Source organism: Pseudomonas rosaeacicularis (genome assembly GCF_057128745.1).
Map to the genome: position 1 here is coordinate 1 of NZ_JBSKHT010000027.1, position 24,259 is coordinate 24,259.

Here is a 24,259-nt window from a genome sequence, read left to right on the forward strand (position 1 = left end):
GATATTCAAGAAGTTTTCCGTTTCGTCTGCGCCGGAAGTGGGGCGAATTATAGACAGATCATCAGGGCCGTCAACAGCTAATTTAAACTTTTGTGCCAGTGACTGACTTTCGGCTGGAGAGACGGGGGATTCGCCTAGCAATTGCGGGGACTCGTAGGCTAATCAACAAAGCCCCAATCCCGGCATATAAGGACCACTCCTTCAAATCTGCCCGGACAATCCAAAGAAAGTGCAGCAAACCCAGTCCTAAAATCAAATAGCTCAGCCGGTGCAACTTCTTCCAACGCGCTCCTAGACGTCGCTGACTGTATCTATTAGAAGTCACAGCAAGCGCCAGCAAACACAAAAACGCTAAGCTACCCACAATGATGTACGGACGCTTCACCAGCTCAACGCCCAATTGTCCCCAATCCAGCCCCAGGATAAAGAAGGCATACCCGGTCATATGCATGACTACATAGGCAAAACACCAAAGGCCCAGCTGACGCCTCACCACGATCCAGCCCGGCCATCCAGTCAGACGCTGCAAAGGCGTCATTGCCAAGGTAATTAAAAGCAGGATCAACGTCCCCAGCCCCAAGCGATCTACAAGCACTTTCCCAGGATCAGGCCCCAGCGCAAAGATCCAGGCTTGGTACACCCATAAAACGGGTGCAACGCAGCACGCCACAAACACACCCAGCCGCCAGAACAAAAAACGCATCAGTAATTTTTCCGCAGATCCAGGCCCGTATAAAGAGAGGCAACCTCCTCCCCATAGCCGTTGAACATTTCTGTCTGGCGCACATTGGGACTAAAGAGTCCGCTTGGCAGACGACGTTCTCGTGCTTGTGTCCAACGGGGATGGTCAACCGCCGGGTTCACGTTCGCATAGAAGCCGTACTCGTTAGCCGCGATGCTCTGCCAAGTCGTCTTGGGTTGCTCACTGACCAGACTGATACGGACGATGGACTTCACACTCTTGAATCCGTATTTCCAAGGTACGACCAATCTTAGCGGAGCGCCGTTCTGGTTTGGCAGCTCGCGGCCATACATACCGACGGCAAGGATAGCTAACGGGTTCATTGCCTCATCCAGACGCAGGCCTTCGACGTAAGGCCAGTCGATCAAGGCGAAACCCGAACGCTGTCCGGGCATGACTTTTGGATCTTCAAGGGTTTCGAACCGGATGTATTTAGCATTCGACGTCGGCTCAACGTGCTTGAGTAGTTCGGAGATTGGAAAGCCCATCCAGGGGATCACCATCGACCAGGCTTCCACGCAACGCAATCGGTAGATTCGCTCTTCCAACTGATAAGGCTTCATAAAGTCTTCCAGGGCGTACCGGCCCGGCTTACCCACCTCGCCATCAATCACTACGCTCCAGGGTTCGGTTTTCAGGGACCCCGCATTCTGAGCCGGGTCCCCCTTGTCTGTGCCGAACTCATAGAAGTTGTTGTAGTGGGTTGCATCCTTGAAAGGCGTGATCGCCTCGTCTTTGACAGTTACCGCCTGCCACTTGGTCGAAGGTAATTTGTCTTTGAACCACTGCGGCGCGGCGCCTGGCTCTACATCGGAATACTGGGACGCATCAGCCGCGCTCGCCCAACGGGGCAACGCGCTCAGTGCAAGCCCGGTAACAGAAGCTCCGAGCAATGCACGTCGGGTGACGTAGATAGATTCAGGCGTGACGTCCGATTCTTTACAATCGGACGCTGAGGGCAATTTGATCAGCATGATGACTCCGCAGCTAGAGGGAACTGATGCACCAATAGACTGCGGAGTATGCGGGAAATTGAATCGGTGTTTTTATTTCTGCCGACGCAAGCGAAGCAAGTACTGAATAGGACCGGATGCTGCGTAGGCGAGGAAAATCAGCAGCAGGATGCGCGGGGGATCGCTGAACACCACAGCAAAGACCAACACCACAGCCAAAATGGCAACAAAGGGAACGCGTCCCTTCAGATCCAGCTCTTTGAAGCTGTTGTACTTGATGTTGCTGACCATCAGCATCCCTGCAGCCGCCACCAACAACGCCACCAGGAACGACATCTTCGAGCCCTGGATACCGAAGTCACTGAATGCCCAGACCGTACCCGCCACTACACCCGCAGCGGCAGGGCTGGCGAGCCCGATGAAGTACCGCTTGTCAGCCTTGCCCACCTGGGTATTGAAACGCGCCAGGCGCAAAGCCGCGCCCGCTACATAGATGAAGGCAACCATCCAGCCGACCTTACCCATGTCGCCCAACGCCCAACCAAACGCTAGCAATGCCGGGGCAACACCGAAAGCCACCATGTCAGAAAGAGAATCGTACTCGGCGCCGAACGCGCTTTGCGTGTTGGTCATGCGGGCAACGCGCCCATCCAGCCCATCAAGCACCATGGCCACGAAGATGGCAATGGCAGCAAACGCGAAGTACTTACTCGCGCCAGCAGGATCGCCCGCACTCATCGCGCTTTGAGCGCTCATGGAACTGATGATCGCGTAGAAACCGGCGAACAGGTTGGCAGTAGTAAATAAATTCGGCAGCAGATAAATGCCGCGATGGCGGACCTTGCGCCCCTCGTCATCGTGTCCTTCTTCAATATGCTCATCGATCGGTAACAGGCTTTCGGCGTCAGAGGCCTTGTTTGGCTCTTCGGGACGTTCGCTCATAAACAATACCTTGCAGCTGTGAATTTTCGACTGGTGCTTGCGACGCTACGTCGACAAACGATGCAGCTTTATACCAGATGAGCCCCCATAACAAAAAAACGCGACCCTAAGGTCGCGTTTTTTTAGCAGGGCTTCAAACGCCCTGAGCCAGAACCAGACTCAGTTCTTGTCTTTGTCGACGATTTTGTTCGCCGCGATCCAAGGCATCATCGAGCGCAGTTGCTCGCCAATGATCTCGATGCCGTGAGCAGCGTTGTTGCGACGCTTAGCGGTCATCGACGGATAGCCGGTTGCGCCTTCAGTGATAAACATCTTGGCGTATTCGCCGTCTTGAATGCGCTTGAGAGCATTGCGCATGGCCTGACGGGATTCGGCGTTGATGACCTCAGGGCCGGTCACGTACTCGCCATACTCGGCGTTGTTGGAGATCGAGTAGTTCATGTTGGCGATACCGCCTTCGTACATGAGGTCAACAATCAGTTTCAGCTCGTGCAAGCACTCGAAGTAAGCCATTTCTGGCGCGTAGCCTGCTTCCACCAGAGTTTCGAAACCGGCTTTGACCAGCTCGACGGTACCGCCACACAGTACGGCTTGTTCGCCGAACAGGTCAGTTTCGGTTTCGTCTTTGAACGTCGTTTCGATAATACCGGTACGGCCGCCACCAACGCCCGAAGCGTAAGACAGTGCAACGTTTTTGGCGTTGCCCGAAGCGTCTTGGTAGATCGCGATCAGGTCAGGAATACCGCCGCCTTTCACGAATTCGGTACGCACGGTATGGCCCGGAGCTTTCGGCGCGATCATGATCACGTCGAGGTCAGCACGCGGCACAACCTGGTTGTAGTGGATCGCGAAGCCGTGAGAGAAGGCCAGGGTGGCGCCCTTCTTGAGGTTCGGCTCGACTTCGTTCTTGTACAGCGCGGACTGGAACTCATCCGGGGTCAGGATCATGACCAGGTCAGCAGCAGCAACGGCGGAAGCAACGTCAGTCACTTTCAGGCCATGGGCCTCAGCCTTGGCGACAGTGGCAGAACCTTTGCGCAGGCCAACAGTGACATCAACGCCGGAGTCTTTCAGGTTGCACGCTTGAGCGTGGCCCTGGGAACCGTAACCGATGATGGCAACTTTTTTGCCCTGGATGATCGAAAGGTCGCAGTCTTTGTCGTAATAAACTTTCATGAAATACCCCTGTTATCTTGGCCGTTCAGGCCATTCGCTAAATTTGAGTTAGATGCTCAGCACTTTGTCGCCGCGGGCAATGCCCGTAACGCCGCTGCGTACTGTTTCCAGGATGGCGGCAGTGCCGATCGCCTGAATGAAACTGTCGAGCTTGTCGCTCGTACCGGTCAGCTGCACGGTATAAACGCTGGCGGACACATCAACGATCTGGCCGCGGAAGATATCAGTAGTGCGCTTGATCTCGGCGCGCTGAGCGCCTGTGGCTTTCACCTTGATCAGCATCAGCTCCCGCTCGATATGCGCGCTTTCCGACAAATCGACCAGCTTGACCACTTCCACCAGCTTGTTGAGATTCTTGGTGATCTGCTCGATCACCTCATCATGCCCTACAGTGGTCAACGTCAGACGCGACAAAGTCGGGTCTTCGGTTGGCGCCACGGTCAGGCTTTCGATGTTGTAGTTGCGCTGCGAAAACAGGCCGACCACTCGGGACAACGCACCCGGTTCGTTTTCCAGCAACAGCGAAATAATGTGCCGCATGATTAAGTCCGCTCCGTCTTGCTCAGCCACATATCGCGCATGGAGCCGTCTTTGATCTGCATCGGATAAACGTGCTCGGAGACATCGACCTGAATGTCCATGAACACCAGTCGATCGGTCATGGCAAAGGCCTCTTCCATCTTCGGCTTGAGGTCTTTCAGATCGGTGATCTTCATGCCTACATGGCCATACGCTTCGACCAGCTTCACGAAGTCAGGCAGCGACTCCATGTAAGAGTGCGAGTGACGACCGCTGTAGCTCATGTCCTGCCACTGGCGAACCATGCCAAGCACACCGTTGTTGAGCAGGATGATCTTGACCGGCAACCCGTACTGCAAACAGGTCGACAGCTCCTGAATGTTCATCTGGATGCTGCCTTCACCGGTAACACACGCCACATGAGCTTCCGGGAAACTCAGTTTGACGCCCATGGCCGCCGGGAAGCCAAAGCCCATCGTGCCCAAACCGCCTGAGTTGATCCAACGGTTCGGCTTATTGAAGCGATAGTACTGAGCAGCGAACATCTGGTGCTGCCCGACATCGGAGGTCACGTAGGCATCGCCCTTGGTCACTTCGCACAAGGTCTCGATGACGGTCTGCGGCTTGATGACACTGCCGTCGCCGTGGTTGTACGGGAACATTTCCCGATCGCCACGCCACTCTTCGATCTGCTTCCACCAACTGGCGACGGACTCCTTGTTCGGTGTCTCGCCGATCTCTTTCAGCGTGGCGACCATTTCGGTCAGTACGCTTTCCACCGGTCCAACGATAGGCACGTCGGCCTTGATGGTCTTGGAGATCGATGCCGGATCGATGTCGATGTGAATGACTTTGGCATTCGGGCAGAACTTGGCCGCGCCATTGATCACCCGGTCATCGAAACGTGCACCGACAGCCAGGATTACGTCAGCGTGGTGCATCGTCAGATTGGCGGTGTAGCTGCCATGCATGCCGAGCATCCCGACGAATTGGCGATCGGAACCGGGGTAGCAACCCAGGCCCATCAGCGTGTTGGTCACAGGAGCGTTCAGCGCTTGAGCCAATTCGGTCAAAGGCGCAGAGCCGTTGCCCATGATCACGCCACCACCTGCGTAAATGATGGGACGCTTGGCGGCCAGCAACATTTCCACGGCTTTGCGAATCTGGCCCGAGTGTCCGCGAACGGCCGGGCTGTAAGAGCGCAGCTTGGCTTTCTTTGGGAAAATGTACTCGAATTTTTCGGCCGGGTTAGTCATGTCTTTGGGAATGTCGACAACGACAGGACCAGGACGACCAGATTGCGCCAAATAGAAGGCTTTTTTCAGGACTTCCGGGATTTCCGACGGGTGCTTGATCATAAAGCTGTGCTTCACGATCGGGCGGGAGATACCGATCATGTCGGTCTCCTGGAACGCGTCGGTGCCGACCAGCGTGCTTGCCACCTGACCGGACAAAACCACCATCGGGATGGAGTCCATGTAGGCCGTGGCAATACCGGTGATCGCGTTGGTAGCACCCGGACCGGATGTCACCAACACCACGCCTGCTTTGCCAGTGGCGCGCGCATAACCGTCCGCCATGTGGGTCGCAGCCTGTTCGTGACGAACGAGGATGTGGCTCAGTGACGGCTCTTTATACAGAGCATCGTAAATATGCAGGAGGGCACCGCCGGGGTACCCATAGATATGCTCAACGCCTTCGTCACGCAAAAAGCGGACGACCATTTCAGCGCCAGATAAAAGCTCCACGTTGTTCACCTCTAAAACGCCAGAATACCGTCCACACTTGGGGAGACGGGTCTTAATAGGTTTACTGCAAAGCAGAGCATGAGCGACGGTGGTCGCCGACTACGTCAGCACTGACTGAGCAAGTATTGGGATCCCCCCATAAGTGTTTCGGGGCTTTCCCACCCAGCGCGAGGTAACGCGTTGCGGGTGTTACAGGTCGGCGCGGATGTGCGCCTCATGATCTACCGAGATGGCCTGCTTCTGGCAGTCCTTCTACAGCGAACTTTGGATTGTTGTTATTCGACTCTCTCAAGTCAAGTCATCCGTGAGCTTTCTTCTGCGCAGCCACATGAAATCGTACCCAATGGCAGTCGAGGAACCACGCTTGTGATAGCGTGACCGGGCACCGTTATAGCCATCGGAATCAAGGAAGCAGTATGCGTTGGATGATTTTTGCGGCCGCGCTGGCAATGGTCGCCAGCCCACTTTCACAGGCAGCCCAGATCTACAAATGGGTCGACGCTCAGGGCATTACTCATTTCGATGCCCAGCCGCCAGCAGGTCAGCAAGTTCAGGAGATCGACACGCAAAGACCGGTGCCGCCACCCGCCCCGGCTTCAAAACCTATAGCTGACCCCAACGGCGAGCAACAGGCGATTGACGCAAAAGTGAAGAAACAGGTCGCCATGCAGGAAGCCAAGCGTGCCGAGTATTGCACCACCGCTAGGACCAATCTGGCGCAATTCCAGAACAATCCTCGGGTACGCGAGGAAGTGAACGGCGAGCTCAAACGCTTCACTGAAGAGGAGCGCCAGGCTCGCATCACTGAGCTCAAGCAGGCCATTACCGAAAACTGCCTGTGAGCGTCAGCTCGCTTCGGTAATCAAGCGATCGAATTGCGCCAGCAGCGATAGCAGGGTTCTCGTCTCCCCGAGCTGGCTGGCGTAGACCATCTCCGCCATTTCCAGAATCCCTGATGCGTTCGGCAGCGCCAGGTCCTGCTCAAGAATAGTCTTCATGCGCGGCAGAAATATCCATTGCAGCCACTGATCGAAGTCCAGCGTGTCGACGCAAAACGGCTCACGACTGGACAGATCATCATCGCTCGGCGGGACCGCTTTCCACATGCCCAGCACCCGAAGCTCGCGCTCGATCAACAGCAACTGTTCAGCGATTTGCGGAAACCGCTTATCCATCAGAGGCTGACCTTGGCTTTCTGACGCGCAAGCGCTGCGCCTGATGCATCACCCTGCTTCTCGCGAGATTGAGCGATGAGATTCCAAAGACTGGCCTGCAGACTGGCGCGGCCATTGGCATACGTCAGCCCACGTCGGGCCAGTTGCTCTGCCTGGGCGGCATCACCCTGGGCCAGACGAACCTGAGCAAGACGATAAAGCACCTGCGGCTCTCGAGGTGCGACCCGCTGCGCGCGCTCAAGACTGGACGATGCACCATTGAGATCGCCGCTGCTCTGCTGCTTTTGAGCGGTGGTCAGAAGCGCCAGCACCGGTCCGTCCAGTTGCTCATCGGCAGACAAACCGCCAGAAGACGGGATACCGCTTGGCGCAGTCGGGGCTGGCGCGCTGTAGGTGTTATTTGCCGGCGCCGGCATGTTGTACGTCGTGCCAGCCGGGGCTTGATTGACCGGAGATGTGTCAATAGGCGCGGTATTGATCGGCGCCGTGTTGATGGGCGGAGTAAACGACTGAATAGGCGCGGCGCTGGTCGTCGCACCGCCACCTGGCACCATGACCACAACGCCTGAGTCTTCTGTAATTGCCTGCGGCGCGCGATTCTGCACCGCGGCTGGATAGGTATTGTTACGCGTCGCTGACACGCGCTCGCCGTTGGAAACACGCGAGCCGGAGTCAACCACCGGGATCGCGCTGCGCGTCTGACTGGCGCAACCATTGAGCAAAGCCAGAGCCGTTAAAGCTGGAATCCACCACTTGTTCACTTCACACCCTCTTTGCTTAGTTCAACCAGCCTTTGACCCAATCCATCACTTCGGCGGGCGCGGAGTTGCCACCACACGCAGGACCGGGCTGAGGCTCACTGCCGCGAATATACGGCATCTGTACGGCGTTCGGGCATCCAGCGTCGCTGCCCTGCCCGGTGCTGGCGTCCACCCAAGCCTGCACAACGTTATCCGGTAGCGCCATGTCCAGCGGCAGCGGATCTGCTTTTTTCATGAAACTGGTCCAGACCTGCAAGGCCCCGGTGGCGCCGGTGAATGGTGTCTTGCCGTTATCGTCACGTCCCAGCCAGACAACGGCCAGCAGATCCTGGCTGAAACCTGCGAACCAGCTGTCGCGAGAATCGTTGGTCGTGCCGGATTTGCCTGCCAGATTTAGGTTAGCCGACAACGTGTTGTAGACCGACTTGCCAGTACCTTCCCGCATCACCCGCTGCATCGCGTTTTGCAACAAATAGATCGAGCCCGGATCGAAACGCTGCTGTATCTGAAAAGGATAGCGCTTGAGTGGCTCGCCCTCTGCGGTCAGCACGCTACGAATCCCGCGCATCGGCGTGTTGAAGCCGCCGTTGGCGATGGTCTGATACATGACTGCAACTTCCATCGGGCTTAGCGCGCCCGCCCCCAACAACATCGAGGGATAAGTCGGCCACTCGCGAGTGACACCCAGTTTGTTCAGCGTTTTGAACACCGTCGGCACGCCCAGATCCAGACCCAGCTTGGCGCTGGACAGGTTGTAGGAATGCGCGAGGCCCTGATACAGGAAAATATTGCCGTGGGCCTTGTGGTCAAAGTTCTGCGGCTTCCACACCTGACCATCAGCGCCCTTAACCGAGAATGGCTCGTCCGCCACCCAACTGGTCAACGTGTATTTGCTCGGCTGCTCCAGCGCGGTCAGGTAAATAGCCGGTTTGACCAGCGAGCCTATAGGCCGAACGGCATCGATAGCGCGGTTGAACCCGGCAAACCCGGCCTGACGACTGCCGATCAGCGCCTGGACCTCACCCGTCTCTGGGTTGGTCACCACCATTGCCCCTTCCATTTCCTCCGAGCCCTTGCGGCCTGCAAGACGGGCGAAGGTTTCCTTCATCGCCGATTCCGACTTCATTTGCAGGATCGGATCAAAGCTGGTGAAGATCCGCAGGCCTTCTTCGGTCAAATCTTCGTCGCGATAGTCTTCGCGCAACTGACGCTTGACCAGATCGAGGAACCCCGGAAATGAGCTGTCCGCCAAAGAACCTTGCTTGGTTACGCCCAGCGGCATTTTCTTCGCCGCCGCAACCGCTTCCGGCGTAGCAACGCCCTGCTGCTCAAGCAGGTCGAGCACCAGATTACGCCGCTCAAGCGAGCGCTCAGGGTTGCGACGGGGGTTGTAATAAGACGGACCTTTGACCAAGCCGACCAACAACGCGACTTGATGCAGCTTCAACTCGGACAGAGGCTGGCTAAAGAAATACTGGCTGGCCAATCCAAAACCGTGCACCGCGCGCTGGCCGTCCTGACCGACAAACACCTCATTGAGGTATGCCTCCAGAATCTCCTGCTTGCTGTAATGGATCTCCAGCAGGATCGCCATCATCGCTTCGGTCAGCTTGCGAGTGAGGCTGCGCTCATTGGTCAGGTAGAAGTTCTTGACCAACTGCTGAGTCAGAGTACTGCCGCCCTGGCGCATCTGCCCCGCCGATGCGTTGACCCAGAAGGCCCGCGCAATCGACTTCGGCGACACACCAAAGTGGTGGTAGAAATCCCGATCTTCCACTGTCACCAGCGTGTCGAGCAGATAAGGCGGCGCCTGATCAAGTTTGATCAGAATGCGATCTTCAAGATTCTTCGGGTACAGACCGCCAATAAGCAGCGGCTCCAACCGAGCGACGGCAAGCTTGGCACCGTTGGCGGACGTCAGATCGGCGACGTAATCGCCAGAGAAACGCACGCGAATCTGCTGAGCAGCGTCGGCCCCCTCATAAAACTGAAAGCCACGGGTATTGAGATCGACGGTATTGCCGCTGACAGCCGCCGCGCCGGGACCGTTGGCCACGCTTTCACGGCGATAACCCAAGGCATCCAGTTCAATGAGGAAATCGTCTCGGGACAGCTTTTGTCCGACGAACAACTCAAGAGGGCGCGCATAAACCTTGGCCGGGATCGTCCAACGCTTGCCGGAAAACTTTTCCTGCACGATCGAATCGAGGTAAACGGCAAAGCAGGCGAGGATCACCAGACCGACGAGACTGAGCTTCAATGCCCAACCCAGCAGGGAGCGCAGGCGACTGTTGGTGGGTTTTTGGGACTTCTTGGGGGTGCGGGTTCGGGTCATGGCGGCGGATTATACGCACTTTCAGGATGATCGGCAGACCACCTCATTGCGGTTTGCAGCAATGCGCCAAGCGGCCATAATGGCCCTCTTTTTTAGCCGTCTGTTGCCGACTACTACCTCTTTGAAGGATCGCCCGTGAGCCAGTCACTGATCGCCGCCCTGCAGAACCCTGCCCTGTTCTCTCACCCGATCGAGCGTTTCCAGGTCATCGAGACGCATATCTCGTGGGTTCTGCTCACTGGCCCATACGTCTACAAAATGAAGAAGCCAGCCAATTTCGGTTTTCTGGACTTCACCACCCTTTCAGCGCGTGAGCATTTCTGTAATGAAGAGCTGCGGCTGAACCAGCGCCTGACACAGGATTTGTACCTGGAAGTCTTACCGATCACCGGCAGCGTCGACGCGCCCCAGTTGGGCGGTACAGGCGAAGCGATCGAATACGTCCTGAAAATGCGCCAGTTCCCGCAGGAAGGCTTGCTCAGCATATTGCAAGCCAATGGCGAGCTGACCACAGCTCAGATTGATGAGCTCGCCAGCCAGATCGCTGAATTTCATCTCAACGCCCCGCGCGTTCCCCACGATCATCCTTTGGGCACACCGGAAGCGGTGATGGCGCCAGTCACTCAGAACTTCGAACAGATTCGCCCTTTTCTCACAGAAAAGGCTGACATCCTTCAGCTTGAAGCTCTACAAGCATGGGCCGACGCCAACTTCGAGCGCCTGAAACCACTGCTGACTCAGCGCAAGACCGACGGCTTCATTCGCGAGTGTCACGGCGACATTCATTTGGGCAACGCCACATTGATCGACGGCAAGGTCGTGATCTTCGACTGCATCGAGTTCAATGAGCCGTTCCGCATGACCGACGTCTACGCTGACATCGCGTTTCTGGCAATGGACCTCGAGGACCGTGGCCTAAAAGTCCACTCGCGCCGCCTGATCAGCCAGTATCTGGAGATCACCGCAGACTACGCTGGGCTCGAGTTGCTGAACTTCTATAAAGCCTATCGCGCTTTGGTTCGCGCAAAGGTCTCGCTCTTCAGTCTGCCTGCGGACGCTGATGCTGTGCAGCGCGGCACCACCATGCGCCAGTACCGCAACTACGCCAACCTGGCCGAAAGCTACAGCGCCATTCCTTCGCGATTTCTGGCGATTACCCATGGCGTCTCCGCAGTAGGTAAAAGCCATGTTGCCATGCGTTTGGTAGAGGCGTTGGGCGCAATCCGCTTGCGCTCGGATGTGGAGCGCAAGCGTCTGTTCGCCGATAAAGAAGACCTATACGCCAATGAAGTCAGCGTGGCGACTTACGAGCGTCTGCATGAGTTGGCCGATATCGTGCTGCACGCAGGCTTCCCGGTAGTGATCGATGCAACCTATCTTAAACGCTCGCAGCGTGAAGCCGCGGCGAAAGTGGCGGAAGCCACCGGCACCCCGTTTTCGATTCTGGATTGCTCAGCTCCGCAGGCGGTAATTGAGGGATGGCTGAAGCAACGTCAGGCGATCAATGAAGATCCATCTGACGCAACAATTGCCGTTATCCAAGCCCAGCAGGCCAATCGTGAGCCATTGACCGCTGAGGAAGTGTTGAGCAGCAAACACGTCGAAACCAATGTCAGCTCCGACCTGGACGGGTTGGTAGCGCATATTCGCCAGCGACTTCCCGGGCTCTAACCCGGTGGCTGACCGGCAGTCGCATCGTGAAGGCTAGTCCTTCACGGCTCGGCAATAGTGGCATTATACTGGCGCCAGAATTCCAATAATGGAGGCGCATCATGAGCCATCCCAAACGGCTTAATTCCCCACTCTACGAGTTACTGCACAGTGACGACGTCGCAGGTTTCAATCTCCAGCGTCCTAAACCAGGAACGGTCGATATGGTCGCAGGTGACTTTCGCGGCCTCGATCTGCGCGAGATTGATGCAGCAGACATCGACTTTACAGATGCCTACTTCCGTTCAGCGGACCTTCGTGGCGTCGACCTGAGCACCGCAAGACTTGAAGGTGCCAGCATCGCCCATGCCCAAATATCCGGCGCCTACTTCCCTGTCGAACTCACTGCCGATGAGATCTTGATGTCAGTCAACTTCGGCACCCGGCTGCGCTATCGCGCAGGCTGACCGTTTCAACCCTTCGGCCCGTACTCAGATTGCTCGCGCTCGCGGGCACTCGGGTCTCGCGACATCTCCAGCGAGTTTGCTTACCGTCTGGCGCCTAATCCTCTTGCGGCTTAGCGATCCGGATAGGTATTTCCTACACTTAAAGCACGCTTGGTTGTGCAGTGGACACCGGCTATAGAGTGTTAATGGAGCAGGACAATGCATGGAGGCGAAATGGACGATGAACTGCAACGGATGAAAAACCTCGGCAAAACTTCGGCCCAATGGCTGCACGCGGCAGGCATTCACAACAGCGCCGATTTGCGCAGGCTTGGTGCAGTGCAAGCGTATCGTGCGGTGAGGACCAGAGGCTTCAATGTTTCGAAAACGCTGTTATATGCGATTGAAGGTGCGCTGGAGGACCAACACTGGAATGCTCTTTCCGTCGAACGAAAAAAAGCCCTGAAGCTGGAAATCGATGGGTAAGTTGGCTTCGCCGAAATAGGGTTTGAAAATAGTTTTGCGTTGCCTGTTGACTTACAAATGAGAATCACTATGATTATCACATCCAGTCGCGAGACTGGACGATAACTTGAAATGCTCCTTGGTTCGGACTTTCAGATTATCTCCTCATCAGGCTAATCACGGTTTTTGACCCGGCACTTTGCCGGGTCTTTTTTTGCCTATAAAACCCTGACGCACCCATCTTTCCATTAGCGATCCAAGCTTTATTCACACAGGCCCAGATGCACTTGCAGGTCGTCCAGCAAACTTGCAGCACCGATACGCATCCTGCCTGGCTGCAGCCAAAGCGGCCCAAGTCTTGCCCGCGCCATATCCAGATAAACCTTGGCTTCGGCCAACGTCCGCACGCCGCCCGATGCTTTGAACCCGACTTGCCCGCCCACCTCGGCAATGGCCTCGATCATGATGCGAGCCGCTTGAGCGGTAGTATTGACAGGCACTTTGCCAGTGCTGGTCTTGATGAATGTGGGCCCGACCTGAATGACTTGCCGGCAAACGTCATGAGTAATCTGCGGATCTCTCAACACGCCCGTTTCCAGCGTAACGGTCAGCCCGGCCCGGCCGCCGCACACAGCTTTACAGGCGGCTATCAGTTCTGCCCCCGCCAGTTTGTTACCTGCCAATTGCGCCCGGAACGGGTACACCAGATCAATCTCATCGACACCTGCCATCAGTGCGGCCTGGGTCTCGGATTCAACTGACAGCACGCTTCCCGTCCCGCCCGGAAAGTTGATCGCGGCGACTACTTTGATATCGCGTGCGTGCAAACTGTCCAGCGTCCGCCTCGCCAGACCGGCAAACCGAGGCGCAACGCACACCGCGGCGACTGGCCCGTAGGGTGTGATCGCGCGACGACACAGCGCGATGATCCGCTGCGCGGTGTCGTCATTGTTGAGTGATGTCAACTCAAGCAAACCGATCATTTGCCGTGCCACATCTTCGCTGCTGCCGCTCATTGCATCTCCCTTCAAAGCGCTGCCAATCAAGGGCGAACCATAAACGAGCGAGGACCGCAGTGAGCAGGCAAACGGTTACAAAGGACGCGGACGACATGATTGCAGGAAATGTCCTTAGGAAACTTCCTGCAACTCCAGACTCAACTGCCTGCCTCAGGCCAACTCAGCGAGCGATGATCAGCGGATGACCGCGCTCCGGATGACTTTGCACCAGCACCTCGAGACCGAAAACGGCCCTCAGCGTATCGGGTACCAGCACGGTTTGAGGCAATCCAAAAGCAACCGACGATCCGCTTTCCAGCAGCAGTAACCGGTCGCAATAACGGGCCGCGAGGTTCAAATCATGCAGGATGACCATCACCGCGCCGCCGCGATTGGCGAATTGGCGAACGGCCTCCAAAGTGGTGTGCTGATGCAGCGGATCGAGCATGGAAGTAGGTTCGTCCAACAGCAGGGATTGTCCGGCTTCACCCGGCCACACCTGCGCCAGTACCCGTGCCAAGTGCACCCGCTGCCGCTCGCCACCAGACAGCGCCAGATAGCTGCGATCTACCAGATGAGATGCATCCGCGGCATCGAGCGCGGCCTGAATGATGTCGGCATCACGTTGTTGCCCAGAGTTATGAGGCAATCGCCCCATCGCCACCACGTCCTGCACCTTGAACGCAAAACCGAGCGTGGAGCTTTGCGGCAATACCGCCAGACGTTGCGCCCGTTGCGCCGGGCTCCATCGCTCAAGCAGTTTGTCGTCCAGCCACACTTGCCCGGTCTTGAGTTCGCCACACAGCGCGCCGAGCAACGTGCTTTTGCCCGCGCCGTTGGGTCCCAGCACGCCTAGCATTTCACCGGGTTGCAGGCTCAGGTTGATATCGCTCAACACCACCTTGCCGCCCCGCTCAATCCGTAGGTCTTCTGCTCGCAGCATCAGGTTCGCCCCCTGACCAGCAAAAAGAGAAAGAACGGAGCCCCGAGAAAGGCCGTGACAATGCCGATGGGCAGTTCGGCAGGCGCCAGCACCAATCGGGCGAAAATGTCGGCGCACAACAGCAATGTCGCCCCCGCCAACGCCGACGCAGGCAACACCACCCGATGATCCGGACCCACCAGCAAGCGCATGAGATGCGGAATGATCAAACCGATGAAACCGATAAGCCCGGCCGCCGCAACTGCCGCGCCTACACCCAGCGCAATACACAAAATCAGTTCGCGCTTGAGACGCTCGACGTCGATGCCCAGATGCCGTGCTTCCGACTCGCCCAGCAGAAGCGCATTGAGTGCCTTGGCCCTTCTCGGCAACCAGGCGATGACCAGCGCGCACACAATCAGCAGCGGCCAAAGACGCGCGTAACTGGCGCCGTTTAGCGTGCCCAGGTTCCAAAAAGTCAGCGTGCGCAAGGTAGCGTCGTCTGCCAGATAGGTGAACAGGCCGATGATTGATCCGGCCAGCGCCGTCATCGCGACGCCGGCCAGCAGCATGATCGCAACGCTGGTCTGCCCGTCCCGGCGCCCGAGCCGATAAACCATAGCCGTCACACCCAGCCCGCCGGCAAATGCACAAGCCGATAGCAGATAGGGCGCGAAGACTTCGGGAAGCCCGCCGAAGGATGCGCCCGCAACAATGGCCACCGCAGCGCCCAGTGCCGCGCCACTGGAAACGCCGACCAGCCCCGGATCAGCGAGCGGATTGCGAAACAGTCCCTGCATCGCCACCCCGGCCAGCGCCAGCACCGCACCTACCGCCAGCCCCAACAACGTTCGCGGCAGACGAATCTGTCCGAGGATCAATTCAGCCTGCTGCAGATTGTCACCCGCCACCGGGAATCCCATCAAACGCAGACTGGCACGCATCAGATCTTCAAGCGGCAAGCGGACTGGCCCCAACGCCAGTGACAGCCAGAACGCCAGGAAGCAGGCTATCGACAGCCCGATAAACAGCGTTCTCGGCCGTAAGTGGTTTTTCATGGTGATGAAGGCGCCTGGGCGTGAAGTGCCGGATCTTCAGGGTAGAAGGCTTTTGAGAGTGTTTTGAGGGTGGCCGGCAAACGAGGGCCCAGGCCACCAACCAGCAGCGTCGGGTCAACTTCAACCAAGCGTCCGTCACGCGCAGCACGGGTCGCTGCCAGCACCGGGTTTTGCTTTAAAAGAGCGTCAAGGGAAGGTGCGCCACCTTGCGCGCGGTCTGTGAACACCAACACTTCGGGATTCAGCCCGGCCATGGCTTCTACCGAAAACACTTTATAGCCACTGTGGGTCGCCAGGTTTCGGCCACCAGCCTGCTTGATCAACCAGTCGCCTACCGTGTCGACGCCCGCCACCATTGGTTTATCTCCGGCATGACTGACCAGCAGCAATACGCCCGGTACTGCTTGATGCTGCTGCGCCTGAGACAACCAAGTGTGTTGAAGCTGCAATTGCTGCTCATAACCGTTAATCAGTTGACCGGCCTGCTCCTGCGCACCCAATAAGAGGCCCAGTCTTTGAAGATTGCTTTTGAGCGCTGTCAGATCAGCCTTGGCCGACAACACCTCCACCTGCACCCCGGCAGCGCGCAACTGCTCAAGCACAGGGGGCGGCCCCATTTCTTCGGTGCCCGCCAGAATGTTCGGACGCAAGCTCAGGATTCCCTCCGCCGAAAGCTGTCGCTGATAGCCGATTTTAGGCAGAGAGGCGAGTGACTCCGGGTGTTGGCTGGTGGTATCGACGCCCACCAGACGGGGCTCTGCGCCCAAGGCAACTATCCACTCGGTCAACGCACCGCCCGCACTGACCCAGCGTGAGCTCTGTTGCGCATCGGCCAACGCCAAACCTGTTAATGAAAGCCCGATCAGCATGGCGGTCAGCTTGGCGGTAAGGCGCATCAGCGGAAGTCCTATTAAAAAGAAGGGATCAAGCGTGGAACGGATATGACAAGACAAAGTGGGGCCGGATATGGTCAAGAGATGCCAAACTACGCAGCCATCGACATCCAATTCATTTGATAATTATTACCATTTACGCGTCAAGCGTTAAGGAGACCCGCCTGAAATTCCTGTGCGAAGGCAGCGACGTTCCTGAAGGACAAAGCCGTGGCCTGGAACTGGCCGGGGTTCAATTGCTGGCGGTGCGGCGAGCCGGACAAGTGTTCATCTACAAAAACCGCTGCCCCCATCGCGGCGTCGCCCTGGAGTGGATGCCTGATCAGTTTCTGGACAGCAGCGCCAGCCTGATCCAGTGCGCCACTCACGGCGCGCTGTTTTTGATCGAAGACGGCGAATGCGTCGCCGGGCCCTGCGAGGGAAAATCCTTGACCGCCATCGCGTGTCGCGAAGACGCGCAGGGGATCTGGGTCAATCCGCCCGCAGCGGACTGACAGTTGCCACATGGCCCAGATGAACCTCCAGACGCCGGTCGATACGTACCTCTTCCGGGGTCAGTTGCACGCCATATGCCAGCACCTCGACACCCGCTGCGACCGCATCACGAAGCGCATTGGCGTAGGCCAAGTCTATTTCTTCTGCCGGACGTACCGCTTCAATGCCGGTCAGGTTGACGCAGTACAGCAACACCGCGCGAACGCCGTCTCGGGCCAAGGCCGCTAGCTCGCGTAAATGCTTGGCGCCACGCTGGGTCACGGCGTCCGGAAATGCCGCCACCGCAGTCTCATCAAAGCCCAGCGTGACGCTTTTGACCTCCAGAAACAAAGGGCCATCGGGATAATCCAGACGGAAGTCGACGCGACTGTTTTCCGTCCCGTAGGCCACCTCACGCTTGAGCGCAGTGAAACCGTTCAACTCTGTGATCACCCCTGCCAGCAACGCCTCTTCTACCAGTTTGTTAGCGCGCCCCGTATTGACGCAGGCGAAACGGCCTTGGGGTGTCTCGCTGATTTCCCACGTCCCCGGCAGCTTGCGCTTGGGGTCATTGGAGCGACTGAACCACACACGTCCGCCTGGCATCATGCAGTTGAACATCGAGCCGGTGTTGGGACAGTGAATGGTCAGGCGTTCGCCGCTGGCAGTCTCAATATCAGCCAGAAACCGCTTGTAACGAATCAGCAAACGACCTTCTTCGAGCTCAGGAGAAAACCGCATCAGCCTTGCCAGCTCCGCAAGCCACGCGCAATGCGATCAACCGCTTCCTGAAGGCGCGGCAGGCTTTGGGTGTAAGCGAAACGTACGTGGTGCCCCGACTGGTAACGTCCAAAATCCAAACCTGGCGTGAACGCGACGTGCTCCGTTTCGAGGAAGTGCCTGCAGAAAGCGAACGCATCCCCGCCGAACGCGCTGATATCGGAATACAGATAGAACGCGCCCTCAGGTTCTACCGCGATGGTGAAGCCCAGTTGGCGCAACGCTGGCAGCAGAAAATCCCGCCGACGACCAAATTCGGCCCGGCGCTCTTCGAGAATCTCCAGCGTTTGCGGCTCGAAGCAGGCCAGCGCAGCACTTTGCGCCATGCTCGGCGCGCTGATGTAGAGGTTCTGCGCCAGCTTTTCCAACTCGCCAATCGCGTCTTCGGGCGCGACCAGCCACCCCAGGCGCCAGCCGGTCATGCCGAAATACTTGGAAAAACTGTTAAGGACGAACGCGTCGTCGTCCACTTCGAGCACGCTGGCAGCATCGGTTCCATAGGTCAGGCCGTGGTAGATCTCGTCCACCACCAAATGACCGTTGCGTGCCTTGAGCGACGCGGACAGTGCAGCCAGCTCCTCGCGATGCAGCAGCGTGCCGGTGGGATTGGCGGGGGAAGCAACCAGCGCACCCACACTGTCTTTGTCCCAATGGCGCGCCACAAGATCGGGCGTCAACTGGTAACGCACGTCCGGCCCGACCGGCACCAACTGCGCAGCGCCTTCAACCAACCGCAGGAAGTGACGATTACAGGGATAACCCGGGTCGGCCAGCAGCCAGTGCTTGCCGGGATCGACCAAAAGGCTCGCAGCCAGCAACAAGGCGCCAGAACCGCCAGGGGTGATTAGAATCCTTTCCGGATCGACGCTGACGCGGTAGCGCTGGTTATAAAACCCGGCGATGGCTTCGCGCAATTCCGGCAAGCCACGGGCCGCTGTATAGCGGGTCTTGCCAGCGGCCAGCGCGGCTTGGCCGGCCTTGATGATGGGCTCAGCTGTCGTGAAATCAGGCTCGCCAATCTCCAGATGGATAACGTCATGCCCCGCCGCCTGCAGTTCATTGGCCCGCGCCAGCAGCGCCATGACATGAAAGGGTTCGATGGCGCGGCTGCGCGCACTGTAGGGCTGAGGCATTGTTCTTCCTTTTAATAGGTGCTGGAGCAACGGCGAGATTCTACCCAACCGGTCACGTGGGTACAGGTTTAAAAAGCGCGATATCGCGATGGTGGCCTACCGTCTGCAAAGCCGGCGCCGGTACCAGACCGGAGCTAGACTCAGTCCGCTTCACTATTTTCAAACCAACTCGCGGGCGCTGCGGTCATAACCATATGCGCGCTGTAGAGCCATGCTCGACAACCGGGAGTAGCGCGCTCTGATTTGATCTGGTAAGTTCGCCCGCTTGCAGCCGCAGGGCCGGCAGGTGTCGGCACCGAATGATAATCCTGCGCAATGGATAGATGAGTGAGAGGCGGTCCCTTCATGCCCACCCCAGAAAAGCAAAAAAGCAGTCAACTGATCAGTGGTTTCGAACCCTACGTTGAAACAAAGGGTGAGGAATACATGGGCGAGCCCATGCGTAAGCACTTCGTCAAAATCCTGAACAAGTGGAAGCAGGATTTGATGCAAGAGGTTGATCGGACCATGCACCACATGCAGGACGAAGCCGCCAACTTCCCTGACCCGGCGGATCGCGCCAGTCAGGAAGAAGAGTTCAGCCTCGAGCTGCGTGCCCGTGATCGCGAGCGCAAGCTGATTAAAAAGATCGACAAGACCTTGCAGCTGATCACCGACGAAGAATATGGCTGGTGTGAATCCTGCGGCATTGAAATTGGTGTTCGCCGTCTGGAAGCCCGCCCTACAGCCGATCTGTGCATCGACTGCAAGACACTGGCTGAAATCAAGGAAAAACAGGTCGGTAAGTGATCTGAGCTTTTCCTGAAATAAAAGGCGCTTCGGCGCCTTTTGTTGTTTCAGTTTGACCGTCTGTAGGAGCGAACTTGTTCGCGAGGCTTTCCGGTTCAGACATCGTCTCGCCAACAAGTTGGCTCCTACAGCTCAGCTCCGGTGCAGTACCATCGCCCCCATGAAACCCTCTTCCTATATAGGGCGCTTTGCGCCGACCCCCAGCGGCTATCTGCACTTCGGCTCATTGGTCGCAGCGCTTGCGTCTTATCTCGATGCGCGCTCGGTTGGTGGAAAATGGCTGATACGCATGGAAGACCTGGACCCACCGCGCGAAGTCCGCGGCGCACAGTCCGCCATTCTCAAGACGCTGGAAAGTTACGGCTTTGAATGGGACGGCGAGCTGGTCAGACAAAGCGACCGCCACGACGCCTACCAAGACATCATCAATCGCTGGTTCAGTTATGGGCTGGCGTATGCCTGCACTTGCTCGCGCAAACAACTCGAAGACTTCGACGGTATTTATCCGGGCTTCTGCCGTGATGCGGGTCACTCGCCAGAAAACGCAGCGATCAGGATTCGCGTCCCCGAGCTGGAGTACCGTTTCACTGACCGGGTGCAAGGTGAGTTTCGGCAACATCTGGGGCGCGACGTCGGTGATTTCGTGATTCGCCGGCGCGACGGCTTGTATGCCTATCAACTGGCCGTGGTGCTGGACGATGGCTGGCAGGGCGTGACCGACATCGTGCGAGGTGCAGACTTGCTTGACTCCACGCCGCGCCAGCTGTACCTGCAAGAACTGCTCGGCCTGCCCCAGCCGCGCTATTTGCATGTACCACTGATCACTCAGCCAGACGGCCACAAGCTGGGCAAATCCTACCGGTCTGCGCCGCTGCCAGCCGATCAGGCGACCCCGCTGCTGCTTCGGGCCTTGCGGGCGCTGGGACAACCCGTGCCGAATGAACTCAACTACGCCGCAGCACGAGAAGTGCTGGACTGGGGTGTGACTCACTGGAATGCAGATTTCATCCCCCGTGTCGGCGCCCTCGAAGAGGCTCGAATAGACTGAGCCAGAGCGGTTGCTACACACTGCGCTGCGAAGGTGGCCGAAACGCCACTTGCAGCCTGATCGGCATCCGTTACCATGCCGCACCTTCGGGCTGTCCAGGCTCGGTCATTCACGGTAGGAGGCCAAATGTACATATACCGATTGGTCCTGCTTCTGGTGGTAGGTATCTACCTTTTTTCCCCGGCCATCATGGACTGGTGGATCGACGCAACAGGCGCCTGGTACAGGCCCTACATGCTGTGGCTGATTCTCATTGTGGTGACGTTTATCCTGCAGAGCCAACGAGATGCCGATGAGCTTTAGCCTGACCCAGATGATTCTGGTCAGCGCCGCATATCTGTCTGTGCTGTTCAGCGTGGCCTGGATCAGCGAGCGAGGTCTGATCCCGCGATGGATTATCCGTCATCCGCTGACCTACACGCTGTCGCTGGGTGTTTACGCCAGTGCCTGGGCGTTTTACGGCACCGTCGGCCTGGCTTACGAGTACGGCTACGGCTTTCTTTCCAGTTATCTCGGGGTTTCCGGCGCTTTCCTGCTGGCGCCGGTACTGCTCTATCCCATCCTTAAAATCACTCGCACCTACCAGCTGTCGTCGCTGGCCGACCTGTTCGCCTTCCGCTTTCGCAGCACCTGGGCAGGCGCGCTGACTACTATTTTCATGCTGATCGGCGTACTGCCTTTATTGGCCCTGCAGATTCAGGCCGTCGCTGACTCCATTGGCATCCTGACCCGCGAACCGGTGCAGAACCGTGTGGCCTTGGCGTTTTGCGCACTGATCACCCTATTCACGATCTTTTTCGGATCGCGCCATATCGCCACCCGCGAGAAGCACGAAGGGCTGGTGTTCGCCATTGCATTTGAGTCGGTGATCAAGCTGGTCGCCATCGGCGGCATCGGTCTCTACGCGCTGTACGGCGTATTCGACGGCCCGCAACAGCTGGAACAATGGCTGCTGCAAAACCAGAGCGCGCTCGCTGCCCTGCACACACCGCTGCAAGAAGGACCATGGCGCACGCTGCTGCTGGTGTTTTTCGCGTCAGCCATCGTTATGCCGCACATGTATCACATGACCTTCACCGAGAATCTCAATCCGCGCGCCTTGGTCAGCGCCAGCTGGGGCTTACCGCTGTTTCTGTTGCTGATGAGCCTGGCCGTGCCGCTGATCCTGTGGGCAGGCCTGAAACTTGGCGCCACCACCAGCCCGGAATATTTCACCCTCGGCATCGGTATCGCTGCCAACAGCAAAGCGCTGGCGTTACTGGCCTATGTCGGAGGGTTATCGGCAGCAAGCGGGCTGATTATCGTCACGACGCTTGCGCTGTCGGGCATGGCGCTCAATCACCTGGTGCTGCCGCTGTATCAACCCCCAGCCGAGGGCAACATCTACCGCTGGCTGAAATGGACTCGCCGCGCACTGATCGTCGCAATCATCATGGCCGGCTATGGCTTCTATCTGCTGCTCGGTGCGCAGCAGAACCTGGCGAATCTCGGCATCGTGGCCTTCGTCGCTACCTTGCAGTTCCTGCCCGGCGTGCTGTCGGTTCTGTACTGGCCGGCTGCTAACCGTCGCGGGTTCATGGCGGGTCTGTTAGCCGGTATGGCGGTGTGGGTGGTCAGCATGCTGCTGCCACTGATCGGCAATCTTCAGGGCTTCTATATTCCGCTGTTGAACATGATTTACGTGCTGGACGACACAAGCTGGCACATGGCAGCGATTGCCTCGTTGGCGGCCAACGTCTTGGTGTTCACCCTGATTTCGCTGTTCAGCAACCCAAGCCCGGAAGAGGCCAGTGCCGCCGAAGCGTGCGCGGTGGACAACGTGCGCCGCCCGCAGCGCCGCGAGCTGCACGCTGTGTCGCCCCAGGAATTCGCCACGCAACTGGCCAAACCGCTGGGCGCCAAGGCCGCGCAAAAGGAAGTCGAACAAGCGCTTCGTGATTTGTACCTGCCGTTCGACGAGCGCAGGCCCTATGCACTAAGACGCTTGCGTGACCGGATCGAGGCAAACCTGTCTGGGTTGATGGGGCCGAGCGTCGCTCAGGACATGGTCGAGACCTTCCTGCCCTACAAGTCCGGCAGCGAAAATTACGTCACCGAAGACATCCACTTCATCGAAAGCCGGCTTGAGGATTACCACTCCCGGCTGACGGGCCTGGCTGCCGAGCTTGATGCACTGCGCCGTTACCACCGCCAGACGCTGCAAGAATTGCCGATGGGTGTGTGCTCCCTGGCCAAGGATCAGGAGATCCTGATGTGGAACAAGGCCATGGAGGAGCTCACCGGGATTGGCGCCCAGCGCGTGGTGGGGTCTCGATTGGCAACCATCGCCGATCCGTGGAAGGAGCTGCTGTTGGGCTTCATCAACCTCCCCGACGAGCACTTGCACAAGCAGCGGCTGGGGCTGGACGGCCAGACCCGTTGGCTCAATTTGCACAAAGCCGCCATCGACGAGCCTTTGGCACCCGGGACTAGCGGGCTGGTGCTACTGGTAGAAGACTTGACTGACACGCAGATGCTTGAAGACAAGCTCGTGCATTCCGAGCGTCTGGCCAGCATCGGTCGCCTGGCCGCGGGGGTGGCCCACGAGATAGGCAACCCGATCACCGGCATTGCCTGCCTGGCGCAAAATCTGCGCGAGGAACGCGAAGACGACAGCGAACTGACCGAAATCAGCAGTCAGATCATCGAGCAAACCAAACGCGTGTCACGCATCGTTCAGTCGCTGATGAGCTTCGCCCATGCAGGCGGCCATCAACACAGCGACGAAGCGGTGTGTCTGGCGGAAGTCGCTCAGGATGCCATTGGTCTGCTCGCGCTAAATCGGCGCAATTTTGAAGTGCAGTTCTATAACCTGTGCAACCCCGAGCATTGGGTCGATGGCGACCCACAGCGACTGGCGCAGGTGCTGATCAATCTGCTCTCCAACGCGCGCGACGCTTCGCCTGCAGGCAGCGCCGTACGGGTCAAGAGCGAGGCCTCTGAACACACGGTCGATTTGATCGTCGAAGACGAAGGCACTGGAATTCCGAAAGCAATTATGGACCGCTTGTTCGAACCGTTCTTCACCACCAAGGATCCGGGCGAAGGGACAGGGCTGGGCCTTGCACTGGTCTATTCCATCGTTGAAGAGCATTATGGACAAATCACCATCGACAGCCCGGCTGACCCCGAGCATCAACGCGGAACCCGAATTCGGGTGACACTACCGCGACATGTCGAAGCGACGTCCGCCGTGAACTGAGACCGTCGAGA

At 57.9% G+C, this 24,259-nt stretch carries 24 protein-coding genes; 9 read left to right on the forward strand and 15 right to left on the reverse strand.

Annotated elements, in window-relative coordinates; genetic code table 11:
- Positions 1–82 precede the first annotated feature (82 nt).
- From msrQ to ACWKWM_RS27040, 6 genes are all read right to left on the reverse strand, one after another.
- A complete protein-coding gene (msrQ, locus tag ACWKWM_RS27015; RefSeq protein ID WP_483849034.1) occupies positions 83–703 on the reverse strand; it encodes a protein-methionine-sulfoxide reductase heme-binding subunit MsrQ in 621 nt (206 codons plus the stop codon).
- Complete coding sequence (gene msrP / locus ACWKWM_RS27020; protein WP_483849035.1) at positions 703–1,716, reverse strand: protein-methionine-sulfoxide reductase catalytic subunit MsrP; 1,014 nt, start codon at positions 1,714–1,716, stop codon at positions 703–705. The genes msrQ and msrP overlap by 1 nt, the downstream gene beginning before the upstream one ends.
- A gap of 72 nt (positions 1,717–1,788) precedes the next feature.
- The gene (gene pssA / locus ACWKWM_RS27025; RefSeq protein ID WP_483849036.1) at positions 1,789–2,637 is read right to left on the reverse strand and encodes a CDP-diacylglycerol--serine O-phosphatidyltransferase; all 849 of its coding nucleotides are present in this window, start codon (positions 2,635–2,637) and stop codon (positions 1,789–1,791) included.
- A gap of 159 nt (positions 2,638–2,796) precedes the next feature.
- Positions 2,797–3,813, reverse strand: a complete 1,017-nt coding sequence (gene ilvC, locus ACWKWM_RS27030) for a ketol-acid reductoisomerase (protein ID WP_483849037.1) — start codon at positions 3,811–3,813, stop codon at positions 2,797–2,799.
- A 48-nt stretch (positions 3,814–3,861) separates the two neighbouring features.
- Positions 3,862–4,353 (reverse strand): acetolactate synthase small subunit, encoded by a 492-nt coding sequence (gene ilvN / locus ACWKWM_RS27035; protein ID WP_032625001.1) that lies wholly within the window; start codon positions 4,351–4,353, stop codon positions 3,862–3,864.
- A 2-nt stretch (positions 4,354–4,355) separates the two neighbouring features.
- Positions 4,356–6,080 carry an acetolactate synthase 3 large subunit gene (locus tag ACWKWM_RS27040; protein ID WP_483849038.1) on the reverse strand — a complete coding sequence of 575 codons (1,725 nt, stop codon included), beginning with the start codon at positions 6,078–6,080 and terminating at the stop codon, positions 4,356–4,358.
- Between the two features lie 416 nt (positions 6,081–6,496).
- Here ACWKWM_RS27040 and ACWKWM_RS27045 point away from each other — a divergent pair, with 416 nt between their 5' ends.
- Positions 6,497–6,922, forward strand: a complete 426-nt coding sequence (locus ACWKWM_RS27045) for a DUF4124 domain-containing protein (RefSeq protein WP_483849039.1) — start codon at positions 6,497–6,499, stop codon at positions 6,920–6,922.
- 3 nt (positions 6,923–6,925) lie between these two features.
- Here ACWKWM_RS27045 and ACWKWM_RS27050 read toward each other — a convergent pair whose 3' ends face one another.
- From ACWKWM_RS27050 to mrcB, 3 genes are read right to left on the reverse strand one after another with little or no spacing between them, the layout of a single operon-like run.
- Positions 6,926–7,255, reverse strand: coding sequence for a YqcC family protein (locus ACWKWM_RS27050; protein ID WP_483849040.1), 330 nt, complete (start codon positions 7,253–7,255; stop codon positions 6,926–6,928).
- Positions 7,255–8,016: a tetratricopeptide repeat protein gene (locus ACWKWM_RS27055; RefSeq protein WP_483849041.1), complete on the reverse strand. Its 762-nt coding sequence runs from the start codon at positions 8,014–8,016 to the stop codon at positions 7,255–7,257. Before ACWKWM_RS27055 ends, ACWKWM_RS27050 begins: the two co-directional genes overlap by 1 nt.
- 16 nt (positions 8,017–8,032) lie before the next feature.
- On the reverse strand, positions 8,033–10,351 hold the full coding sequence (mrcB, locus tag ACWKWM_RS27060; protein WP_483849042.1) for a penicillin-binding protein 1B: 2,319 nt from the start codon (positions 10,349–10,351) through the stop codon (positions 8,033–8,035).
- Between the two features lie 135 nt (positions 10,352–10,486).
- On the opposite strand from mrcB, the gene ACWKWM_RS27065 reads away from it, so the two are divergent.
- The 3 genes from ACWKWM_RS27065 to ACWKWM_RS27075 all read left to right on the forward strand — a co-directional run bounded on the left by ACWKWM_RS27065 (position 10,487) and on the right by ACWKWM_RS27075 (position 12,933).
- On the forward strand, positions 10,487–12,022 hold the full coding sequence (locus ACWKWM_RS27065) for a bifunctional aminoglycoside phosphotransferase/ATP-binding protein (RefSeq protein ID WP_483849043.1): 1,536 nt from the start codon (positions 10,487–10,489) through the stop codon (positions 12,020–12,022).
- A gap of 101 nt (positions 12,023–12,123) precedes the next feature.
- Positions 12,124–12,468, forward strand: coding sequence for a pentapeptide repeat-containing protein (locus ACWKWM_RS27070; protein ID WP_483849044.1), 345 nt, complete (start codon positions 12,124–12,126; stop codon positions 12,466–12,468).
- 213 nt (positions 12,469–12,681) lie between these two features.
- Positions 12,682–12,933: a TfoX/Sxy family protein gene (locus ACWKWM_RS27075; RefSeq protein ID WP_483849045.1), complete on the forward strand. Its 252-nt coding sequence runs from the start codon at positions 12,682–12,684 to the stop codon at positions 12,931–12,933.
- 242 nt (positions 12,934–13,175) lie between these two features.
- On the opposite strand, the gene deoC is transcribed toward ACWKWM_RS27075, so the two are convergent.
- The 4 genes from deoC to ACWKWM_RS27095 form a co-directional block, all read right to left on the reverse strand.
- Positions 13,176–13,928 (reverse strand): deoxyribose-phosphate aldolase, encoded by a 753-nt coding sequence (gene deoC, locus ACWKWM_RS27080; protein WP_483849046.1) that lies wholly within the window; start codon positions 13,926–13,928, stop codon positions 13,176–13,178.
- 163 nt (positions 13,929–14,091) lie between these two features.
- Entirely contained in the window at positions 14,092–14,970 is an 879-nt protein-coding gene (locus ACWKWM_RS27085; protein WP_483849047.1) for a heme ABC transporter ATP-binding protein, read from the reverse strand.
- A complete protein-coding gene (locus tag ACWKWM_RS27090) occupies positions 14,853–15,890 on the reverse strand; it encodes a FecCD family ABC transporter permease (RefSeq protein ID WP_483849048.1) in 1,038 nt (345 codons plus the stop codon). Before ACWKWM_RS27090 ends, ACWKWM_RS27085 begins: the two co-directional genes overlap by 118 nt.
- Complete coding sequence (locus tag ACWKWM_RS27095) at positions 15,887–16,786, reverse strand: heme/hemin ABC transporter substrate-binding protein (protein ID WP_483849049.1); 900 nt, start codon at positions 16,784–16,786, stop codon at positions 15,887–15,889. Before ACWKWM_RS27095 ends, ACWKWM_RS27090 begins: the two co-directional genes overlap by 4 nt.
- A 161-nt stretch (positions 16,787–16,947) precedes the next feature.
- Between ACWKWM_RS27095 and ACWKWM_RS27100 the strand changes: the two genes are divergently transcribed.
- A complete protein-coding gene (locus ACWKWM_RS27100; protein WP_483849086.1) occupies positions 16,948–17,277 on the forward strand; it encodes a Rieske (2Fe-2S) protein in 330 nt (109 codons plus the stop codon).
- On the opposite strand, the gene sfsA is transcribed toward ACWKWM_RS27100, so the two are convergent.
- Both sfsA and ACWKWM_RS27110 read right to left on the reverse strand, forming a co-directional pair.
- Positions 17,255–17,998 carry a DNA/RNA nuclease SfsA gene (gene sfsA / locus ACWKWM_RS27105; RefSeq protein WP_483849050.1) on the reverse strand — a complete coding sequence of 248 codons (744 nt, stop codon included), beginning with the start codon at positions 17,996–17,998 and terminating at the stop codon, positions 17,255–17,257. The two genes, ACWKWM_RS27100 and sfsA, sit on opposite strands and share 23 nt — an antisense overlap.
- A complete protein-coding gene (locus tag ACWKWM_RS27110; RefSeq protein ID WP_483849051.1) occupies positions 17,998–19,170 on the reverse strand; it encodes a pyridoxal phosphate-dependent aminotransferase in 1,173 nt (390 codons plus the stop codon). The genes sfsA and ACWKWM_RS27110 overlap by 1 nt, the downstream gene beginning before the upstream one ends.
- Before the next feature lie 345 nt (positions 19,171–19,515).
- On the opposite strand from ACWKWM_RS27110, the gene dksA reads away from it, so the two are divergent.
- From dksA to ACWKWM_RS27130, 4 genes are all read left to right on the forward strand, one after another.
- The gene (gene dksA / locus ACWKWM_RS27115) at positions 19,516–19,959 is read left to right on the forward strand and encodes an RNA polymerase-binding protein DksA (RefSeq protein WP_483839057.1); all 444 of its coding nucleotides are present in this window, start codon (positions 19,516–19,518) and stop codon (positions 19,957–19,959) included.
- Positions 19,960–20,119: 160 nt separating this feature from the next.
- On the forward strand, positions 20,120–21,007 hold the full coding sequence (gluQRS, locus tag ACWKWM_RS27120) for a tRNA glutamyl-Q(34) synthetase GluQRS (RefSeq protein WP_483849052.1): 888 nt from the start codon (positions 20,120–20,122) through the stop codon (positions 21,005–21,007).
- Between the two features lie 126 nt (positions 21,008–21,133).
- Positions 21,134–21,310: a hypothetical protein gene (locus tag ACWKWM_RS27125; RefSeq protein ID WP_002552060.1), complete on the forward strand. Its 177-nt coding sequence runs from the start codon at positions 21,134–21,136 to the stop codon at positions 21,308–21,310.
- Positions 21,294–24,248 (forward strand): sensor histidine kinase, encoded by a 2,955-nt coding sequence (locus ACWKWM_RS27130; protein ID WP_483849053.1) that lies wholly within the window; start codon positions 21,294–21,296, stop codon positions 24,246–24,248. Before ACWKWM_RS27125 ends, ACWKWM_RS27130 begins: the two co-directional genes overlap by 17 nt.
- The last annotated feature ends 11 nt before the right edge of the window (positions 24,249–24,259 follow it).

Excerpts from the sequence above, each read along its gene's own strand:
- msrQ (WP_483849034.1), bottom strand. The coding sequence starts at position 703 with ATGCGTTTTTTGTTCTGGCGGCTGGGTGTGTTTGTGGCGTGCTGCGTT.
- msrP (WP_483849035.1), bottom strand. The coding sequence starts at position 1,716 with ATGCTGATCAAATTGCCCTCAGCGTCCGATTGTAAAGAATCGGACGTC.
- pssA (WP_483849036.1), bottom strand. The coding sequence starts at position 2,637 with ATGAGCGAACGTCCCGAAGAGCCAAACAAGGCCTCTGACGCCGAAAGC.
- ilvC (WP_483849037.1), bottom strand. The coding sequence starts at position 3,813 with ATGAAAGTTTATTACGACAAAGACTGCGACCTTTCGATCATCCAGGGC.
- ilvN (WP_032625001.1), bottom strand. The coding sequence starts at position 4,353 with ATGCGGCACATTATTTCGCTGTTGCTGGAAAACGAACCGGGTGCGTTG.
- ACWKWM_RS27045 (WP_483849039.1), top strand. The coding sequence starts at position 6,497 with ATGCGTTGGATGATTTTTGCGGCCGCGCTGGCAATGGTCGCCAGCCCA.
- ACWKWM_RS27050 (WP_483849040.1), bottom strand. The coding sequence starts at position 7,255 with ATGGATAAGCGGTTTCCGCAAATCGCTGAACAGTTGCTGTTGATCGAG.
- mrcB (WP_483849042.1), bottom strand. The coding sequence starts at position 10,351 with ATGACCCGAACCCGCACCCCCAAGAAGTCCCAAAAACCCACCAACAGT.
- ACWKWM_RS27070 (WP_483849044.1), top strand. The coding sequence starts at position 12,124 with ATGAGCCATCCCAAACGGCTTAATTCCCCACTCTACGAGTTACTGCAC.
- ACWKWM_RS27075 (WP_483849045.1), top strand. The coding sequence starts at position 12,682 with ATGGACGATGAACTGCAACGGATGAAAAACCTCGGCAAAACTTCGGCC.
- deoC (WP_483849046.1), bottom strand. The coding sequence starts at position 13,928 with ATGAGCGGCAGCAGCGAAGATGTGGCACGGCAAATGATCGGTTTGCTT.
- ACWKWM_RS27090 (WP_483849048.1), bottom strand. The coding sequence starts at position 15,890 with ATGAAAAACCACTTACGGCCGAGAACGCTGTTTATCGGGCTGTCGATA.
- ACWKWM_RS27095 (WP_483849049.1), bottom strand. The coding sequence starts at position 16,786 with ATGCGCCTTACCGCCAAGCTGACCGCCATGCTGATCGGGCTTTCATTA.
- sfsA (WP_483849050.1), bottom strand. The coding sequence starts at position 17,998 with ATGCGGTTTTCTCCTGAGCTCGAAGAAGGTCGTTTGCTGATTCGTTAC.
- ACWKWM_RS27110 (WP_483849051.1), bottom strand. The coding sequence starts at position 19,170 with ATGCCTCAGCCCTACAGTGCGCGCAGCCGCGCCATCGAACCCTTTCAT.
- dksA (WP_483839057.1), top strand. The coding sequence starts at position 19,516 with ATGCCCACCCCAGAAAAGCAAAAAAGCAGTCAACTGATCAGTGGTTTC.
- gluQRS (WP_483849052.1), top strand. The coding sequence starts at position 20,120 with ATGAAACCCTCTTCCTATATAGGGCGCTTTGCGCCGACCCCCAGCGGC.
- ACWKWM_RS27125 (WP_002552060.1), top strand. The coding sequence starts at position 21,134 with ATGTACATATACCGATTGGTCCTGCTTCTGGTGGTAGGTATCTACCTT.
- ACWKWM_RS27130 (WP_483849053.1), top strand. The coding sequence starts at position 21,294 with ATGCCGATGAGCTTTAGCCTGACCCAGATGATTCTGGTCAGCGCCGCA.